15 protein-coding genes are annotated in these 17,701 nt (G+C 57.8%); 3 read left to right on the top strand and 12 right to left on the bottom strand.

The window, feature by feature from the left end; translation table 11 throughout:
- The first annotated feature begins 1 nt into the window (after position 1).
- A complete protein-coding gene (locus GYM47_RS15640) occupies positions 2-892 on the top strand; it encodes an amino acid ABC transporter substrate-binding protein (protein ID WP_231125589.1) in 891 nt (296 codons plus the stop codon).
- Here the strand turns inward: GYM47_RS15640 and GYM47_RS15635 are convergent.
- The 6 genes from GYM47_RS15635 to GYM47_RS15610 are packed head-to-tail and all read right to left on the bottom strand — an operon-like array spanning position 867 to position 7,194.
- The gene (locus GYM47_RS15635; RefSeq protein WP_153843014.1) at positions 867-1,193 is read right to left on the bottom strand and encodes an AtuA-related protein; all 327 of its coding nucleotides are present in this window, start codon (positions 1,191-1,193) and stop codon (positions 867-869) included. The genes GYM47_RS15640 and GYM47_RS15635 overlap by 26 nt on opposite strands.
- A complete protein-coding gene (locus tag GYM47_RS15630) occupies positions 1,186-2,559 on the bottom strand; it encodes an acyclic terpene utilization AtuA family protein (protein WP_153843015.1) in 1,374 nt (457 codons plus the stop codon). Before GYM47_RS15630 ends, GYM47_RS15635 begins: the two co-directional genes overlap by 8 nt.
- Positions 2,556-3,404, bottom strand: coding sequence for a beta-keto acid cleavage family enzyme (locus GYM47_RS15625; RefSeq protein WP_153843016.1), 849 nt, complete (start codon positions 3,402-3,404; stop codon positions 2,556-2,558). The genes GYM47_RS15630 and GYM47_RS15625 overlap by 4 nt, the downstream gene beginning before the upstream one ends.
- Positions 3,401-4,327, bottom strand: a complete 927-nt coding sequence (locus GYM47_RS15620) for a 3-hydroxyacyl-CoA dehydrogenase NAD-binding domain-containing protein (protein WP_196781563.1) — start codon at positions 4,325-4,327, stop codon at positions 3,401-3,403. Before GYM47_RS15620 ends, GYM47_RS15625 begins: the two co-directional genes overlap by 4 nt.
- On the bottom strand, positions 4,324-6,201 hold the full coding sequence (locus GYM47_RS15615) for a TRAP transporter permease (RefSeq protein ID WP_139525828.1): 1,878 nt from the start codon (positions 6,199-6,201) through the stop codon (positions 4,324-4,326). Before GYM47_RS15615 ends, GYM47_RS15620 begins: the two co-directional genes overlap by 4 nt.
- Before the next feature lie 18 nt (positions 6,202-6,219).
- Positions 6,220-7,194 (bottom strand): TAXI family TRAP transporter solute-binding subunit, encoded by a 975-nt coding sequence (locus GYM47_RS15610; RefSeq protein ID WP_153843017.1) that lies wholly within the window; start codon positions 7,192-7,194, stop codon positions 6,220-6,222.
- A gap of 130 nt (positions 7,195-7,324) precedes the next feature.
- On the opposite strand from GYM47_RS15610, the gene GYM47_RS15605 reads away from it, so the two are divergent.
- The gene (locus GYM47_RS15605) at positions 7,325-8,275 is read left to right on the top strand and encodes a LysR family transcriptional regulator (protein ID WP_153843018.1); all 951 of its coding nucleotides are present in this window, start codon (positions 7,325-7,327) and stop codon (positions 8,273-8,275) included.
- Between the two features lie 81 nt (positions 8,276-8,356).
- Here the strand turns inward: GYM47_RS15605 and GYM47_RS15600 are convergent, their stop codons facing one another.
- The 5 genes from GYM47_RS15600 to GYM47_RS15580 form a co-directional block, all read right to left on the bottom strand.
- Positions 8,357-9,214 (bottom strand): ABC transporter substrate-binding protein, encoded by an 858-nt coding sequence (locus tag GYM47_RS15600; RefSeq protein WP_153843019.1) that lies wholly within the window; start codon positions 9,212-9,214, stop codon positions 8,357-8,359.
- 176 nt (positions 9,215-9,390) lie between these two features.
- Entirely contained in the window at positions 9,391-10,734 is a 1,344-nt protein-coding gene (preA, locus tag GYM47_RS15595; RefSeq protein WP_139525824.1) for an NAD-dependent dihydropyrimidine dehydrogenase subunit PreA, read from the bottom strand.
- Entirely contained in the window at positions 10,731-12,110 is a 1,380-nt protein-coding gene (locus tag GYM47_RS15590) for an NAD(P)-dependent oxidoreductase (RefSeq protein WP_153843020.1), read from the bottom strand. Before GYM47_RS15590 ends, preA begins: the two co-directional genes overlap by 4 nt.
- 38 nt (positions 12,111-12,148) lie before the next feature.
- Entirely contained in the window at positions 12,149-13,588 is a 1,440-nt protein-coding gene (gene hydA / locus GYM47_RS15585) for a dihydropyrimidinase (protein ID WP_139525822.1), read from the bottom strand.
- Between the two features lie 34 nt (positions 13,589-13,622).
- The gene (locus GYM47_RS15580) at positions 13,623-14,489 is read right to left on the bottom strand and encodes a nitrilase-related carbon-nitrogen hydrolase (RefSeq protein ID WP_153843021.1); all 867 of its coding nucleotides are present in this window, start codon (positions 14,487-14,489) and stop codon (positions 13,623-13,625) included.
- 614 nt (positions 14,490-15,103) lie between these two features.
- Here GYM47_RS15580 and GYM47_RS15575 point away from each other — a divergent pair.
- The gene (locus GYM47_RS15575) at positions 15,104-16,615 is read left to right on the top strand and encodes an NCS1 family nucleobase:cation symporter-1 (RefSeq protein ID WP_153843022.1); all 1,512 of its coding nucleotides are present in this window, start codon (positions 15,104-15,106) and stop codon (positions 16,613-16,615) included.
- 64 nt (positions 16,616-16,679) lie between these two features.
- On the opposite strand, the gene GYM47_RS15570 is transcribed toward GYM47_RS15575, so the two are convergent.
- The gene (locus tag GYM47_RS15570; RefSeq protein WP_139525819.1) at positions 16,680-17,588 is read right to left on the bottom strand and encodes a LysR family transcriptional regulator; all 909 of its coding nucleotides are present in this window, start codon (positions 17,586-17,588) and stop codon (positions 16,680-16,682) included.
- Between the last annotated feature and the right edge of the window lie 113 nt (positions 17,589-17,701).

Genomic DNA, 17,701 nt, shown 5'->3' with positions numbered 1-17,701 from the left:
CGTGAAAATCCTAGTGCAGTGGTGGGTAGGACTTCTCATGTCGGTGTGGGCTGTCTCCTCGGCGGCGGCTTCCGATATCGATACGCTGCAGCGGCTGAGCGAGACAGGCACCTTACGCGTGGGCTATGGCGATACCGCGCCCTTTTCTTACACGGATGACAACGGCAACGTGCTCGGATACTCCATCGACTTATGCCAGCAGGTGGCGTCGCAACTCCAAGAGCAGCTCGGCCTGCCCTCCCTCGCCATCGAGTACGTGTTTAGAACGCCCGGTAATCGTGTGCAGATGCTCAATAGCGGCGAGATCGATATCGAATGCAACGCAAGCACCAATAATGAAGAGCGCCGACGCAGCGCTGATTTTTCGCTGAGTCATTTTTTTGTCTCCGTGCGCTTCGTCTCACTCAAAGAGAACCATTACGACACGCTTCAGGATTTGGCCGGACGCAGTGTGAGCGTGGCCCGGGGCACCGTCAACGTCGGGCAAATCAACCAAGCCAACCGTGAACGGCGGCTGAATCTTTCCGTTGTACCGGTCGAGACGCTGCAAGCGGCCTTCGATCTCGTCACCGATGGCCGCGTCGCCGCGTTCGCCATGGACGACATTCTGCTCAGCACGATGATCGCAGAGTCAGAGGATCCAACGGCTTATGCCCTCTCAGAAGAGGCCATTACCGCCGAAGAGCCACTGGGCTTGCTGATGCGTAAAGACGATCAGGCGTTCGTGGCGCAGGTCAATCGAGCGCTGCGCACCATTTATCAGCAAGGGGACATGCAGGCACTCTACGAACGCTGGTTCCAGCAGCCTTTGCCCGGTAAAGGCATTACCCTCAACGTGCCGATGAGCGATACGCTAGCGCGGTATGTTAGAGAGCCGCTTCGGGAGGAGTGACCTCCATGGATAAAAGTAGGGCGGACAACGTTTTTCCATGTCCATCCAGGTTCAACGCGCCATTGACGCCCCCTTGCAGCGCATCGTCCAACACTAAGTTGATACCTTTGAGATGAGGTAATAAATACCGAGTGACGTGATGCACATTTCGATGCGCAAATAGCGCTGCAACGTTCGCTTCCGAGAGCTGTTCGACCAGCCAGGAATAGTGCGCTTCCTCGTATACAAACACGCCTAAGCTGAGCCGATCGCCTTTATCGCCTGCCCGGGCATGGGCGTAGCGATGCAATAATTCACGCATTACCCTCTCCTCTATGCAGTGTCACGATGGGGGTAACTTGTTGTCTGGGTACCAAATACGAAGCGGTTTTTAGGCGTTGAGTATGGTGTCTCCTGACGCCGCCACCGCCAGCAGGTCCGCAGCAATAAAGGGCTAATAACTCCTGTGTTGCCAGCTCCACCACGCGCTGGTCGGCATGCTCGACGGCGAGACGGAGGCGAATATCGCTAGCGGCTTGGCCGATGTGATGGGGATTGTAGTGCGAGTCACCATCGAAAACGCTGGAGACACCAATCAAGTCGAAGCGCGCTCGCAAATTGGCGGGGCAGCGTAATGCCAGCCGTTGTCGCAGCGTGTCTCTGGCGAGACGGGCTCTGGCAAACGCATTAGGGCCTGCATAAGAGATTTCGGCTTCACCTTGGTAGCCACCCAGGAAACTAACGGTGGTTTTTAAACGAGCAGGTGCTGGTTTGCCGCGGACACCCGTGATTTCGACGCGGTCTTTGGCCAGTTGTCTGACGCTGACATGCGCCAGATCGATGACGACATCAGGAGTGATGTAAGCACTGGGGTCATGTATTTCATACAACAGCTGTTCTTTCACCGTTTGTTCGGTGACCAAGCCACCCGTACCGGGTGGCTTGGTCACGATCAGCCGCCCGTTTCGCTCTACTTCCACCAGGGGGTAACCCAGCGAGGCCATACCAGGGACGTCTTTGAAACCAGGGTCAGCAAAGTAGCCCCCGGTGACTTGCGTGCCACACTCAATCAAGTGACCTGCCAATGCCCCAGCGGCAAGCCTGTGCCAGTCATCGCTTGCCCAGTCGTGGTAGTAGCACACTGGGGCGAGTGCCAGCGAGGGGTCGGCCACGCGCCCGGTAATCACGACGTGTGCCCCTCGTGCCATCGCCTCTATCAGCCCATCTGCGCCGAGATAGACATTGGCGGCGACCACGTGCTCGAGTGCTGACAGAGACCGTTTTTCGCCCTCCCAGGCCTGCCAGTCGAGGGCATGCAACTGGTCTCTCACGTCATCGCCGTGAATCGTGGCCAAGCACGCTTCAGTGTGACCCAAGCGCTTGGCTAGCTGCTGAATACGACGGCAGGCTGCCCCAGGGTTGGCCGCCCCAAAGTTGCCCAACACCGTAATGTGATGGGTGAGGCAATCGCTCAATACGGGCGATAAAAACTCTTCCAGCAACGGCTCATCACCGCTGTCAGGATCTTTGATGCGGCGTAATTGGGCCGCCGCCAGCGTTCGCTCACCCAATGTTTCGAACATAAGCGCACGAGGCGCATCGTACGACATGAGTGCATCGACGAGCGGCCTGGCCGCATCGGTACGATCACCGGAAAAGCCCGCACCACAACCGACTACGACCGTCATAAGGTGACCCCCGTGCGTGCATTGGTAGTCAAGGCAAGGAAGTGGCGTGCTTCGGGTGCCGTCATCACTCGGCGCCCCGTTGCTTCGATACGCGCCTTGGTCTCAGCGACCAGCTCGGCATTGTGGGTGGCGAGTTGGCCATCCGCCCGCCATAGATTGTTTTCAAAGCCGACTCGAGCATGGCCGCCTTGCTGGGCTGCTAGCGCTAAGCAATCACCTTCGGTGGGGCCAAAGGCACACACCGCCCAATGGTCGCCAGCCGCCAATGCTTGTAAAAAACCTGGTAAACGGCCAGGGTCGGCAATGGGCGGGTCTGTATAGCGTCCAAGCACGCAGAGCAAAAACGCCGAGCCGTGGGGAACTACACCTTTATCTCTTAAGTTATTGAAATGATAAATATCTTCAGGTGAGTAAACGATGTATTGAATATGGGTGCCACGACTTGCCAAGTAACGGCACAGCTCGCCACTGGCGTGAACTTCATACGCATCGCCGAACCATTCACGCACCGCGATAGACACGTACTCTGGCTGTAACGCCTCAATCACACGTCGCTGTTCTGAAGGTGAATAACGTCCACCGGCTTCGCTGGTGACCTGAAGGAGTAATTGATCTCCAACGGCATCTTGGATGGCGCTAAGCGCCTCTTGGTAGGCCGCAGCATCGAGTAAATGACGGCCATCGGCCTCTCGCACATGCAGATGCATGGCAGAGGCTCCCGCCGCTAGACACTCTTTCGCATCGCGTGCGAGCTCTTCTGGGGTCAATGGAATGGCAGGGTGGTCTTGATAGACGCGCCGTGCGCCGTTGGGGGCAACCATTAGCAAACAAGGTGAGGCGATCATAGGGACTTCTCCTGTTTGCCGTTTGCTAGCGCATGCTGGATGGCCGTTAACTGACGGTCTCGTTCAGAGAAGAGGTCCGGCAGTGAGTGACCATGCGTGGCTAACTCTACTCCTTGGATGACTTGCTCGTAGAGTTCGTCGCTCATGGTCGGTTGCCCTAAGCTTGCCCAGCGATACTCCTGGCTAGGGCCGAGATGTTCCAGATAGTGGCGAATGCCCCCTTGGCCACCGCCTAGGTGATAGGTCAGGAATGGGCCTTGAATGGCCCAGCGCAACCCTGGGCCTGCCGTCACCGCTAGATCGATGTCTTCGACGCTGGCCACGCCCTCCTGTAACAGATAAAGCGCTTCTCGCCACAAGGCTGAAGAGAGGCGGTTCGCAATATGGCCGACCATCTCTTTACGCAGCACCACCGGCTGCTTGCCGATGCTGTGATAAAAATCGGCCAAGCGCTGCACCCGTTCACTATCTGGCCCGTAGAGTTCGACCAGTGGCACTAAGTGGGGGGGGTTGAAGGGGTGCGCGATAATGATGCGCTCAGGTGCAGGCGTCCCCTCAGTGATATCAGAGTGCTTTAGAGAGGAGGTGCTGCTGACCACCAACGCTTGCGAGGGCGCTATCAGTTGAATATCGGCTAATACCTGCTGCTTGAGCGCGATGGACTCGGGCGCATTTTCGACGACCAGTTCTGCCCCCTGTAGCGCCTCTTCCAGGGTGGGCGATACCACTGGCGTGATAGGATCGACGCCAAGCGTACGCATATCCTCAGCGACGCGCTGAGCAAAGTAGGCACGGGCGTTGGTATCCGGGTCGAAAGCCGTGACGAGTAAACCGCGGGAAAGAAAGTAGGCGGCCCAACTGACGCCGATCGTGCCACAGCCAATCACGGCGATCGTCGTCATGTTCACTTCTCGATGACTCATAGCTCCGCTCCTTGAAGTGCAATACGTCGAGAGGATTGCCAAGCCCATAGATAGAGCCCTGTCAGGCCCGCGATGCCGAGTAACCCAAGCGCACTATTGGGTACCAGCGCTAATAGTCCTGTGATGGCCAGCAGCGCACTATCCAGCCAGCGGTGACCGAAGAAACGAGCGCCCCCTAATATGCCGGCAAAAGCCAAGACAAAGGCCATGGCACGCGCAGCGGCTAGGGTAATGTCCCAGGCATCGCCTAAACCGATAAGCGCCGGGTACGCCAAAATCAAGAAGGGGATAATGTAAGTGGTCGCCCCCAAGCGGATGGCTTGGCCAGCGACCTGCAGCCAGCCCGCCTTAGCAATGCCAGCGGCAACGAACACCGCAATACAGACCGGTGGCGTGATGACCGATATCGTCGCGAAATAGAAAACGAACAGATGGGCGACTAACGGTTCGATACCGATGCGCGTTAGCGCTGGCGCCAACACGGCAGCCACCAACACGTAGGCCGCCGTAGTCGGAATGCCCATGCCCATAATGAGACAGATGACGGCGACGATCAGGGCCACTAGGAAAACCTGTTCACCCGCAACGCTGACCACGAGCGTCGACAGCGTGACACCAATGCCCGTTAGGTTGAGCATGGCGACCAAAATCTGTGCGCCAGCGAGTAACACCCCGATGATCACCATGCCCTTACCCGCATCTTCCAAGCCGGTCACAAGCGAACGGGCTATTTGACGGGGCGGTGTTCGGTCTAGCAACGCAAAGAAAAGATAGCTGACCAGCAGCAGTGTAATGCCTAAAAAAGCGGCGAATTGGATGGAGTAGCCGTTTAGAACACCCCCAAATAAGCCACCCAGCGCGGCAACAATGGGGGTTAATCGTCTCAATTGAAGTACATCGGGCCAAGCGGGAAGCTCGCTCTCCGGTACCAAGGGGAGGGCTTTGCGTACCGCTACCAAGTGGAGCGTAAAGAATACTGCGACATAGAAAAGCAGCGCAGGTAATACGGCAGCGAGGGCAATGGTGACGTAGCTGACCCCCAGTATCTCTGCCATGATGAATGCCGCTGCCCCGAGAATAGGCGGTGCGATTTGGCCCCCTGTGGATGCCACGGCCTCTACGCCGCCAGCAAAGGCCGGAGGATATTTGAGCCGCTTCATCATCGGAATGGTGAAGTTGCCGGTGGTAGCCACGTTCGCTACTGCACTGCCGCTGACCATCGCGAATAGGCTGGAGGCCACGGTCGCAATTTTGGCGGCGCCCCCTTGGCTACGCCCACCGATGCGCATTGAAAGGTCAATGAACGTTTGACCTCCCCCCGTATGAAGCAAAAGGCTACCAAAAAGCACAAACGCGGCAATGGTCGTGGCTGCGACGCCTAGCAACATCCCCCATACGCCTAAATCCCCGAGAAACAGCGTTTCCGTCACGAAGCTAGCATCAAAACCCCGGTGGCTAAGCGGTCCTGAGAGTCGGTCACCCAGTAGGGCATAAGCGATGCCGATAGTGACTAACAGCGGAAAGACCCACCCAATCGCCCGTCGAGCAACTTCCAAAATGGACACCACCAAAATGGCCGTGAGTGCCATATCTTGGGGGGTTGCCCAGGGAAGCGTGGTCAGAATGCGGTTAGCGTTGAAGGTAATGAACAGGCAGGCGGTGATGGCGCCCAGGGCTAATAACCCATCGATCGCTATCCCTAAGGGGCGCCAGGATTTTCCAGCGCCCAGTGGATAGGTGAGTAGCCCCAGCCCGATGACCAGCGCAAGAAAGAGACTGCGATGAACCAAGCTTTCAAAAGGCCCGGTTGCTGAGGTATAGAAGATGAAGCCGCCCAACAACAGGGCGACCAGCATGAGCAGCTTATTGCGCATGGAACCGAGCTCCTTTCCTTATTCTGACGGCATCAGACGGTCAGGAATGTCGTATCCCTGCTCTTCGAAATAGCGCGCGGCACCCGGGTGAAAGGGCACCGTTCCGCTGCTGAGAGTGAGTTCGGCGATGTCGACCTCGGCGAGATTAGCGAGTGCACTGACTTGCGGGTCGGGATTTTCCATCACGGCTTTAACGATTTGGTAGGCCGTTTCTTCGTCAAGCTCGGGACTTGCATGCATCGCTAAGCCAAAGCTCCACGTCGTGTAAGCGGGCATGCCCTCGGCCGCTCCCTCAGGAATATTGACCACGGAAATATCAGGCATCTGTGCATTCAGCGTTTCAGCCTGTTCATCGCTGAGGGACAGCACTTGGATCGGCGTGAACGTCGCAATGTCCATGGAGGACCCGTCCAGCTTTTCGCCCACGCCAGATTTGACGTATCCCGCCATACGGTTGTCTTTGACACCGGCGACCACATCCGTCGTAGAACCGCGCACATACTCTGGGGTAAGCCCCAGCGTCTCCATCACGGCAATGGTCGTGGCCTCGGTGGCAGAGCCGGTAATCCCCGGATTCAGGCGCACGCCGTCTAGTTCTGCCATGCTGGTAACGCCGGAATCTTCGCGCATCACGACATTTTGTGGTGCTTGGGAGTAAACCCAAAGAAGACGGTTATCCACGGGGCGACCTTCAAACTCACCCTCGCCTGCATAGGCGTGATAGCCCACGTTGGTGGTAACGAGCCCCATATCGATTTGGTTTCTTAAAATGCGCCGCAAGTTGTCCACGGTGGCACCGGTTTCTACGACAGAGGTGCGCACACCATCGACATGCTGATTGATAATTTGTCCAACGGCGACGAAATAGCCGTATTGGCTAGACGATGTGGAGGTCGAGCCAATCAAGAGCTGCTCTTCGGCGTGGGCGGCGGTGCCTGCAATCAAGCCAGCGCTGAGAATGGCAGTTAAGAGCGGCGTTTTGAGTGAGTACATAGCAGTTGCTCTCTCTGGGTATTGTGGGTTGTTGGTTCCAGAAGATGCGTGTCATTTGACTTATTAAGAATGAGAGAGCCTGCTAGTATTTGTCTAATATAATTATATGAATGAGACTTTTACTTTATTTATGCAGCCTTCCATTCGTCAGCTAAAAGCCTTCGTGGCGATTGCTGAGTTCGGCAGCTTCGTCGAAGCATCGGAGCGGCTGCACATGTCGCAGCCAGCCTTGAGTATTGCCATTCGCAAACTAGAAGAGTGTGTGGGAGGCGTGCTGTTCAACCGTTCCCCTCGCGGCGTGCAGCTCACCCCAGAAGGCAAGTTCTTTTTGCCAACGGCTAGGCGATTGATTAGCGATTGGGATGACGCGCTGGGTGATCTTGGAGAGCTATTCAATAAACAGAGAGGCAAAGTCACGCTGGCTGCGCTGCCAACGCTAGCGGCAGGATTCTTACCGACCGTGCTAGCCGATTATCGGCATCGATTTCCCAATATCGCGATCAGTGTTCACGATGTGCTGGCCTCCCAGGTAGATGACCTGGTAAGTGATCACCGGGCAGACATTGGACTGTCGGTACAGCCGCTTCGTGTAGAGGCAACGCATTTCGAGCCGCTCGTTGAAGACTATTTCGTCGCGGTTTGCCCCGTGGGGCATCCCTTGTTAGCGATGGACACCGTGCCTTGGGAGGCGCTGCTGCGTTATCCCATTATCGGCGTGAGCCGCCTATCGAGCACGCGTGCTGCAATTGAGAGCGTCTTAGAACAGACACGCCTTGAGATGGACTTGATGTGTGAAGTCAGTCAGATTGGCACCGCTGGACGGATGGTGGCGGCGGGATTAGGAGTGGCAGCGCTTCCTTCATTCAGCTTCCGACAGATATCTGCAGAGGGCATCGGCTGGCGTCCTTTGATCGAACCGTACGTACCCCGCTCTTTGGGGATCATTACACCGGTCAGAGGCTCCCCGTCTGCCGCAGCAACCGCCATGCTGGAAAGCATAAGAGCTCATGCAGGGCAGCTAGGCGGCACCGCCGCTTATGAGCCACCACGGCCGCCCGAAGGCGACCGTGACCCGTCTTAGCAAGCGAGCCCTTCAGATGGCTGACTATCCGACGCAGTACATTGACCAGCGCAACGGAAACCGGCTCGTAAAGATGATGATTTAAAGCTGTGTTGCTAGCGCGCTAGTGACTTCGTCAATTTGCAGCGCCAGGCTTTGTAAGCCACCGCCTGATAGGTACCAAAGGGCCGGTGTGAGCATCACGAGTCTAGGCTCGGCGCCAGCTTCCGCCAGTAAAGTGCGCAGCTGGTCCGCGTCAGCAGGTTCATTGCCAATGGCTGCGCTGCGGTCGATCACGAGCACTACCTCAGGAGCTATCTCGGCAATCGCTTCAGCGGAAAGCGGTGTAAAAGTGCGTTCGCCGTGTACCTCGGGGGTGACACTCTCGGGCATATTCAGTGTTGCAATGCCCAATACGTCATGGACCACCGGGTGCTGATTGAGCATCAGGTTACCGCCATTATGGGTGACGACCAGCGTTGTCGGCGCGTCGCTCAACGCTTCTCTTTGCTGCTCGATCTCGGTATGCAGCGTGGCGAGCGCCTCTTCCGCGTTATTTTCTTCGCCTACCTGACGAGCGAGTTCGCGCACGTTGGCATCGAAGGCGGTCAGGTAATCATCGCCCGTCAGGCTGGTATTGAGCAGCGGAGCAATCTCGCCCAATTCCGCTTCCCACTCGGCTTGACGACCGGTGTAAAGAATCAGGGTCGGATCGGTGTGTTGCAGTGCCTCCATCTCCGGCGAGCGCAGGCCGCCAATGTCGTTATAAGCGTCGGCAGCGTACTGGTCGAGATAGCTGGGCAAACTCGTTTTCGGCACGCCTACGACCTGCTCGTGCGCCCCTAGGGCGTCCAGCGTATCCAAGCTGCCTAGATCAAACGTGGCAATGCGCTGGTCCGCGCTCGCGGCGGCGCTGACGCTGGCCAGCAGCAATGTGGCAGCGATGGCTTTTACTGTCATGTGGCATCCTTTTCTTTGAGAAATATAGCTATATGCAATATTTTCTCATCATCGCAGTAAGTCGAGGCGTTGTCGTGTGCCACTGGGGGAACGGTAGGTTGCAGAAAATGCGACCGCCTCTTTATCAAGAGGCGGCCGTGTCGACCTGAGTCGGCGTAGGTGTGGCTGAGTAGCGCCTAAGAGGCGACGCGGAAGGGGTTGCGCGGGTCGTCGTCCCAGGCGAGGAAGGGTTTGCCGGTTTCCTGAGGCACCATGGTGATGCAGCTCTCCACCGGGCAGGTGATTTGGCACAGGTTGCAGCCCACGCACTCGTCTTCAATGACCTCGTAGCGGCGCGCGCCGTCCTGCTCGGTGAGCTTGGCAATCGACTGGTGGGAGGTGTCCTCGCAGGCGATATAGCAGCGGCCACACTCGATGCACAGGTCCTGGTCGATATGGGCGATGGTCTTGAAGTTGATGTCCAGGTGCTTCCAGTCGGTGGTTTGCGGCACCGCCTTGCGGGAAAACGCCTCGGTGGAGTCGTAGCCTTTTTCCGCCATCCAGCGGGAGAGGCCGTCTTTCATTTCCTCCACGATTCTAAAACCGTTGAGCATTGCCGCGGTACATACCTGCACGCTGCCCGCGCCGAGTGCGATGAATTCCGCGGCATCCCGCCAGGTGGAAATCCCGCCAATACCGGAAATGGGCAGCGTGGGCGTGGCCGGGTCACGGGCAATTTCCGCCACCATGTTCAGGGCGATAGGTTTCACCGCGCTGCCGCAGTAGCCGCCGTGGGTGCTCTGGTGGCCCACGGTGGGTTTGGCGACCATGTTGTCCAGGTCGATGCTGGTAATGGAGTTGATGGTGTTGATCAACGAGACCGCATCGGCCCCGCCCCGCAGCGCCGCCTGGGCGCCCACGCGAATATCAGTGATGTTGGGGGTGAGCTTGACGATGACCGGCTTGGAGTAGTGCTTTTTACACCAGTAGGTGACTTTTTCGATCAAATCCGGGTTTTGGCCCACCGCCGCGCCCATGCCGCGTTCCGGCATGCCATGGGGGCAGCCCAGGTTGAGCTCGATGCCGTCCGCGCCGGTCGCTTCCACCCGCGGCAGGATATACGCCCAGGCTTCCTCGTTGCAGGGCACCATGATGGAGACGATCAGCGCACGGTCCGGCCAATCCTTCTTCACCTGGGTGATCTCTTGAAGGTTGATCTCCAGCGAACGGTCGGTAATCAGTTCGATATTGTTGAAGCCGATCACCTCGCGGTTTTTGCCGTAATGGGCCGAGTAGCGGGAGGAGACATTCACGGCAGGCGGCTCTTCACCGAGGGTTTTCCATACCACGCCGCCCCAGCCCGCCTCATAGGCGCGCACCACGTTGTAGGCTTTGTCGGTGGGCGGGGCCGATGCCAGCCAGAAGGGATTGGGAGCTTTGATGCCAGCAAAGTTCACCGATAGGTCGACGCCGTTCACCACGCTGTCGCCGCTGTTTTTCTTGCCTGGAAAAGAGAGGGTGTTGAAAGGTGTGGTATTCATGCGGCCTCCTGCTGGGCGGCGAGCGCTTGATGAATGGCGTGGGCGGCCAGCTTGCCGTGCTGCACGGCTTGTACGGTGAGGTCCTGGCCGGGTTTTACGCAGTCGCCACCGGCATACACGTTGGGCAGTGAGGTTTGGAACATTTCATCCACGTGGATGCGCTCGCCATCCCGGGCCAGTTCGGCGGCGGTGGCATCGCGTAGGCTGTCGCCCGCAAAGCCCTGGCCGATGGCGGTGAAAATGGCATCCGCCGCGATCTCGAAGGTCTCACCCGTGGTGGAGAGGCGGCCCTGCTGCTCGGTGGTGTTGGCAAAACGCATGCCTGCCACCCGCCCTTGGGCGTCCAGCAGAATTTCGTCCGGCTGGGCCCAGGTCACCATGCGCACGCCGTTGGCCTTGGCGATCTCCTGTTCGTGGTCGGTGGCAGACATCGCCTCAGTGCCACGGCGATACACTAGGGTGACCTCTTTAGCCCCCAAACGCGCCATTTGCGTGGCCATATCGATGGCGGTATTGCCTGCGCCAATCACGATACAGCGCTTGGCTACGGCCAGGCTGCCCAGGTCATCGGTTTGGCGCAGGGGTTTGATGTAGTCCACGGCGGGCATCAGGCCCGGTGCATCTTCGCCGGTCAGCCCTAGCGTACGGCTGGCGCCCAGCCCTAATCCCAGGAATACGCTGTCGTACTGTTGGCGCAGGGTGTCGAGAGTGAGGTTGTCGCCCAGGCGTTGGCCGTACTGGAGGTCAATGCCGGCAATCCCCAGCAGAAACTCGACTTCCTTGCGGGCAAAATCGTCGGTCATCTTGTAGCGGGCAATGCCGTACTCGTTGAGCCCGCCAGGCTTTTGCTCGGCCTCGAAGATCGTTACCTGATGGCCCAGCATGGCCAAGCGATGGGCGCAGGAGAGCCCCGCTGGCCCCGCGCCCACCACGGCAACATGGCGGCCAGTGCTGGCGGCCCGCTTGAAGGGGTGGCTATCGAACTGCATATGGTCGGTGGCGTGGCGCTGGAGCAAACCGATCAGCACCGGCTGGCACTCGGCGTCGTGGTTACGCACGCAGCTGCGCTCGCAGAGGATTTCCGTAGGGCACACCCGGGCGCAGCTGCCACCGAGGATATTGGCTTCCAGAATGGTTTCTGCTGCGCCATTGATGTTGTTGTCACTGATCTGACGGATGAAGCTGGGAATGTCGATGTCCGACGGGCAGGCCTCGACGCAGGGGGCGTCGTAGCAGTAGAGACAGCGCTGGCTTTCGATGATGGCCTGGCGCGGCGTCAGCGGCGGATGAAGATCGCTGAAGTTGCTTGCCAGCGTTGCTGGGTCGTAGGTGCCGACCTCTTTTGCGTTGGGCAGATGATCAAGTGAATGGGTCACGGTCGTTTCTCCATGGCTCTGTTCTGAGAAAGGGCGGGTTAGCGCGTTACCGCCATGGGTGCGTTTAGCTCGGCACGTTTGGCGAGTAGTTCAAACACACCGGGGTAGGCGGGACGTTCTAAATAGCGCCCCGCACCGCGCTCGGCGTACAGCTCCCCGTCGCGCCATGTCCACTTGCCCTGGCTGATGGTATGGCGGGCAATGCCGCGTACCGTCTTGCCCTCGAAGATATTGAAATCGACGTTCTGATGATGGGTCTTGGCTGAAATCGTGCGGGTGCCGTTGGGGTCCCAGACCACGAGGTCGGCATCGGCACCCACCTGGATCGCCCCTTTGCGCGGGTAGAGGTTGAAGATCTTGGCGGTGTTGGTGGAGGTGACCGCTACGAACTCCTGGGGCGAAAGCTTGCCGCTATTCACCCCTTCGTCCCAGATAACCGCTAGGCGGTCTTCCACACCCGCGGTGCCGTTGGGGATCTTGGTGAAGTCATCTTTACCAGCGGCCTTCTGCTCTTCGCAGAAACAGCAGTGGTCGGTGGCGGTGGTTTGCAGGTTGCCAGATTGCAGGCCGTGCCAGAGCGCTTCTTGGTGGCCCTTGGGCCGGAATGGCGGGCTCATCACATGGGCGGCGGCAGTGGCCCAGTCCGGGTGCTGGTAAACGCTGTCATCGATCACCAGATGGCCCGCCAGGCACTCGCCAAACACCGGGTGGCCCTGCTGGCGGGCGTAGGCGATTTCATCCACCGCGTCTTTGGTGGAGACATGCACCAGGTAGACCGGTGCGCCCAGGGTGGAGGCAATACGAATGGCACGGCTGGCGGCTTCGCCTTCCACCTGCGGTGGGCGAGAAAGCGGGTGGGCTTCCGGGCCGGTGATGCCTTGGGCCAGCAGTTTCTGCTGCATGTGGTAGACCAGCTCGCCGTTTTCAGCATGTACGGTGGGCACCGCTCCCAGCTCCAGGCAGCGGGAAAAGCTCTCCACCAGAATGTCATCGGTGGCCATGATCGCGCCCTTGTAGGCCATGAAGTGCTTGAAGCTGTTGACCCCGTGCTCGCGTACCAGGGTGCCCATCTCCTCTTTGACGCTCTCATCCCACCAGGTGATCGCCACGTGAAAGGCGAAGTCAGTGGCGGCTTTCTCCGCCCAGCCCTGCCAGGTTTCGAAGGCTTCCAGCAGCGACTGGCCGGGGCTGGGAATCACGAAGTCGATGATCGTGGTGGTGCCGCCCGCCATGGCGGCGGCGGTGCCGGTGTAGAAGTCTTCGCTGGCCACCGCGCCCATGAAGGGCATCTGCATGTGGGTATGGGGGTCGATGCCGCCAGGCATCACCAATTGGTGGCTGGCATCGACGATCTCGCAGCCTTCCGGCACCTCCAGGTCGGTGCCAACGGCGTGGATTTTGCCGTCGACACACAGCACATCGGCGCGGTAAGTGTCAGCGTGGGTGACCACCGTGCCGCCCTTGATCAATAAGCTCATGGTTCGCTCCTGTCGTTGTGTTTAGCCAGCAGAATCATTCACCGTCGGTGAGGCGGGTGTAGGTCTCGGGGCGGCGGTCGCGGAAGAACTGCCAGTTGTTGCGCACCTCGCGCACCATATCCAGGTCGATCTCATGCACCAGCAGCTCGTCTTCTGTGGCGCTGGCCTGGGCCTCGATCTTGCCGCGTGGGTTGACGATGTAGCTGGAGCCGTAGAAGTCGCCGATATTCCAGGGCGCCTCGGTGCCAACCCGGTTGATCGCGGCGATGAAGCAGCCGTTGGCAGCGGCAGAGGCGGGTTGCTCCAGCTCCCATAGGTATTGGGAAAGACCGGCCACCGTGGCAGAAGGGTTGAAAATCACTTCGGCGCCGTTGAGCGCCAGTGCCCGCCAGCCTTCCGGGAAGTGGCGGTCGTAGCAGATGTACACGCCGATCTTGCCGTAGGTAGTATCGAAAACCGGCCAGTTGGATTGCCCCGGCTTGAAGAAAAACTTCTCCCAAAAGCCAGCCACCTGGGGAATGTGTGTCTTGTGGTATTTGCCCAGGTAGCTACCGTCAGCGTCGAATACCGCCGCCGTGTTGTAGTAAACGCCGGTCTCGGTCTCTTCATAGATAGGGACGATGATTACCATGCGGTGCTCGGCCGCGAGCTTCTGCATCATCTGGCAGGTGGGGCCTTCCGGCACCCGCTCGGCGGCGGCGTACCACTTGCTGTCCTGGCTGGGGCAAAAATAGGGCTGATTGAACACTTCCTGGAAGCACAGCACCTGCACGCCTTGCTCGGCGGCTTGCTGAATCATGGGCAGGTGCGCTTCGTTCATCGCGTCACGAATGGCGCCGGGTTCTTGATCAGTGCTGGTATTCAGGGCCATCTGAATCAGGCCAATCTTCATTTTCTGCATGGACTACCCCTCTTTTGTCATAACGCGCCGACCATCCGAATGGATGGGAGGTCAGCTATGGGTGGCTTTTCTGCCGGTATCGATGAGTGGCGGAAAAGATCGCTAGGCGTGTCATGACATCGACTCATGGTCGACACTTATAATTGTTAGCAAAGCTGTCATGATAGACAGTTTTTTGAACATAGCGCTGATTGAAGACGTTTTGCAAGAAGTTTTTATAAAAAGCCTGGTTGTCTTTCAAGTGACTGTTTTTTCTGTTTTTTAAATTTTAAGTTGGCCGTTTTTATCAATTTGGTGAGATGCTGCACTATTATGGCGTTTCTTTTTTATGATTTTAAATCAATAGTTTGTGTTTTGTATTTTTATTTTCATATTGATTCTTTGCATTCTTATGGTGCGTTTTATGAATATGCCGCTACCCTGTTTAGTAAGTTTTAATACCCGTTGCTATAACAACAATGATGTAGAGAGTTTCTTTTTTATATATGTCTTTTTAGTCAGCTTTGTGTTCAATGAGTTAGCGGTGAGTGTGTGGTTTTGGGCACGCTTATTGCTGGGTAACCTGTTGAACCTTTGAAGATAAAAAAAGCAATGGCGAGGCTAAGGAGACAACGATGACGGCAGCGAAATCTCGAATGATCGATCAGCAGGGGTTGGTCGAACTGGCAGTGGAAGACGATGTACGTGAAAGCGCCCGCTTCAACGAGGATATTGCGCCCACCGAAGCAAAAGAGCGTACCTGGAGCAAATGGAACATTGCGGCGCTGTGGGTCGGTATGTCGATCTGCGTACCCACCTACACCCTGGGCGGCGTGCTCACGGCCTACTTTGGGCTGAGCGTTGGCGAGGCGCTGTTGGCCATTCTGCTGGCCAACGTGATCGTGCTGATTCCGCTGACGCTGAACGCTTTTCCCGGCACCAAATTCGGCATTCCCTTTCCGGTGGTGCTGCGCTCTTCGTTTGGTATCCTGGGCTCCAACGTGCCCTGCCTGGTGAGGGCGCTGGTGGGCTGCGGCTGGTTTGGCATTCAAACCATGTTTGGCGGGCTGGCCATTCACCTGCTGCTGTCGGCGCTGTTTCCCGCCTGGGCGGCGCTGGGAGGTGTCGGCGAGGTGATTGGCTTCTTCGTGTTTGGCGCCATGAACCTGTACGTGGTGATTCGCGGGGCCGAGTCGATCAAGTGGCTGGAAACCCTGGCAGCGCCGCTGCTGCTGGCCGTAGGGATCGGGTTGATGATGTGGGCGTGGCCGCACATGTCGATGACCGAGCTGCTGGCCCAGCCGCCGTCGCGCCCGGAAGGGGCTTCGGTGTATGGTTACTTCTTTGCTGGCCTGACGGCCATGGTGGGCTTCTGGGCAACGCTGTCACTGAACATTCCTGATTTCAGTCGCTTCGCCAAGAGCCAGAAGGACCAGATCGTCGGGCAGATCCTGGGCTTGCCGTTGACCATGTTCTTCTTTGCTGCCCTTGGTGTGGTGCTTACCGCAGCGTCTGAGTCGCTGGTAGGACAGACCATTGCTGATCCAGTCAATTTGATTGGGATGATTGACAGTCCTGCTTGGGTGGTGCTGGCGATGGTATTGATCATTATCGCGACACTCTCCACGAATACTGCCGCTAACATTGTTTCCCCTACCAATGATTTCCAAAATATTGCGCCTAAATTTATCAATCAAACGCGAGGAGTGCTGCTGACAGGGGCTGTAGGGGTGTTGCTGATGGGTTACGACCTGCTGCAAAAGGCGGGGGTGGTGAGCCAGGGCGTTTCTCTGGAGCAGATGTACTCCAACTGGCTGCTGGGCTACTCCAGCCTGTTAGGGCCCATCGCTGGCATCATGGCGGTGGATTACTTCCTGATTAAAAAGCAGCGTTTGGATGTGCCGAGCCTGTATATGGACCACCATGCTTATCCCGCCGTCAATATCGCCGGTTTTATCGCCTTTGGTGTTCCGGTGGCGTTAACGCTGCTCTCGCTGCTGACCGGTACCATGAACTGGTTCTATGACTACGGCTGGTTTACGGGCTCCGCGCTGGGGGCAGTCGTCTATTACCTCGCCAGCCAAGCACTGGCAACGTCGCCTCAGGTGGGGCCTGTACCTCTCGCGGCGAGTGAGGTCGTAAAATAAGTCGTTATCCGGTTTGATGACTGAACCACGCTATGACGCCCGGCACTTTACCGGGCGTTATGCTTTATGATTCGCGTTGTTCGACAAACCCCAAAAACGCATCGACCACACGGTTGGGTCGTCGGTCGTGGCGTGTGACCAGCACGAAGGGAATACGATAGTGCCGAGTGGTCGGATGCAGAGCGCGCATTTTGCCTGCGGCGACCCACTGTGCGGCGACATGCTCGGGTAGAAAGCCGATGAATCGGCCGGTGAGGATCAGGAACGCCGCGCCCTCCCGGTCGGAAGCGGAGGCTTGTAGGTTGAGCGCTTCGTGGGCCTGACGTGCCATGTCGGGAAGCGGATAGCGGGGTCGAATGGCCGGGTATCGAGCGAGCTGGGCGGCGCTCTCGGCGTCGTCGGGTACGCTGAACAGCGGGTGGCCAGCGGAGCAGTATAGGTAAGAGGGCTCGTCGTAGAGCAAGCGTGTTTCCAGGCTGGTGGGCAGGTTCACGGCGGGCACGACGCCCACGTGTAGATGACCGTCCATCACGCCGCGAATCACCGCATCTGAGGGCTCCATATGAATGTGTACCGTGACCTCATGGTGGGGGGCGGTCAGTGCGGCTAGCGCATGGGTGACATTCATGGCGGGGAGGGTGACGAGATTGTCGGTAATGCCGATGTTCAGCTCGCCTTTGATGGTATGGTGTAGCGCATTCACATCGCTTTTGAACGTTTCCAGCGCCGTAAGCAGTGTGAGTCCCGCCTGGTAAATCTCCTTACCCTCTTCTGTCAGGCTAAAGCCTCCACGCCCACGTTGACATAGCGAAAAGCCCAGCCTGCTTTCAAGGTCGCTCATGTGCTGACTAATCGCCGAGCGGCTAATGCCCAGCGTGGTCTCGGCTGCAGTGAAGCCTCCGCACTCCACCACCGTTTTAAAAATACGCACTAGACGTATGTCGTAGTCGCTCATTTGGCCTAGCGATGCCATAACTGCCTCTTCTTGATAAAAAGGGCGCTTATTGAAGAATTAAGCTGGCTAAAAACTGATATACATCAAAAAAACAACGCGCCACTATGGGGTGATGTCATCTTGGCCTGGCG

It is taken from the genome of Vreelandella piezotolerans, assembly GCF_012427705.1.
In the GTDB taxonomy this organism is placed as follows: Bacteria; Pseudomonadota; Gammaproteobacteria; order Pseudomonadales; family Halomonadaceae; genus Vreelandella; species Vreelandella piezotolerans.
The sequence above is the reverse complement of the archived record's forward strand: the minus strand, read 5'-3'. Positions and strand labels throughout refer to the sequence as shown.

Coding starts and splice junctions, on each gene's coding strand:
- GYM47_RS15600 (WP_153843019.1), bottom strand. CDS start 9,214: ATGACAGTAAAAGCCATCGCTGCCACATTGCTGCTGGCCAGCGTCAGC.
- GYM47_RS15580 (WP_153843021.1), bottom strand. CDS start 14,489: ATGCAGAAAATGAAGATTGGCCTGATTCAGATGGCCCTGAATACCAGC.
- GYM47_RS15635 (WP_153843014.1), bottom strand. CDS start 1,193: ATGCGTGAATTATTGCATCGCTACGCCCATGCCCGGGCAGGCGATAAA.
- GYM47_RS15630 (WP_153843015.1), bottom strand. CDS start 2,559: ATGACGGTCGTAGTCGGTTGTGGTGCGGGCTTTTCCGGTGATCGTACC.
- GYM47_RS15570 (WP_139525819.1), bottom strand. CDS start 17,588: ATGGCATCGCTAGGCCAAATGAGCGACTACGACATACGTCTAGTGCGT.
- hydA (WP_139525822.1), bottom strand. CDS start 13,588: ATGAGCTTATTGATCAAGGGCGGCACGGTGGTCACCCACGCTGACACT.
- preA (WP_139525824.1), bottom strand. CDS start 10,734: ATGAATACCACACCTTTCAACACCCTCTCTTTTCCAGGCAAGAAAAAC.
- GYM47_RS15575 (WP_153843022.1), top strand. CDS start 15,104: ATGACGGCAGCGAAATCTCGAATGATCGATCAGCAGGGGTTGGTCGAA.
- GYM47_RS15605 (WP_153843018.1), top strand. CDS start 7,325: ATGCAGCCTTCCATTCGTCAGCTAAAAGCCTTCGTGGCGATTGCTGAG.
- GYM47_RS15620 (WP_196781563.1), bottom strand. CDS start 4,327: ATGAGTCATCGAGAAGTGAACATGACGACGATCGCCGTGATTGGCTGT.
- GYM47_RS15610 (WP_153843017.1), bottom strand. CDS start 7,194: ATGTACTCACTCAAAACGCCGCTCTTAACTGCCATTCTCAGCGCTGGC.
- GYM47_RS15625 (WP_153843016.1), bottom strand. CDS start 3,404: ATGATCGCCTCACCTTGTTTGCTAATGGTTGCCCCCAACGGCGCACGG.
- GYM47_RS15615 (WP_139525828.1), bottom strand. CDS start 6,201: ATGCGCAATAAGCTGCTCATGCTGGTCGCCCTGTTGTTGGGCGGCTTC.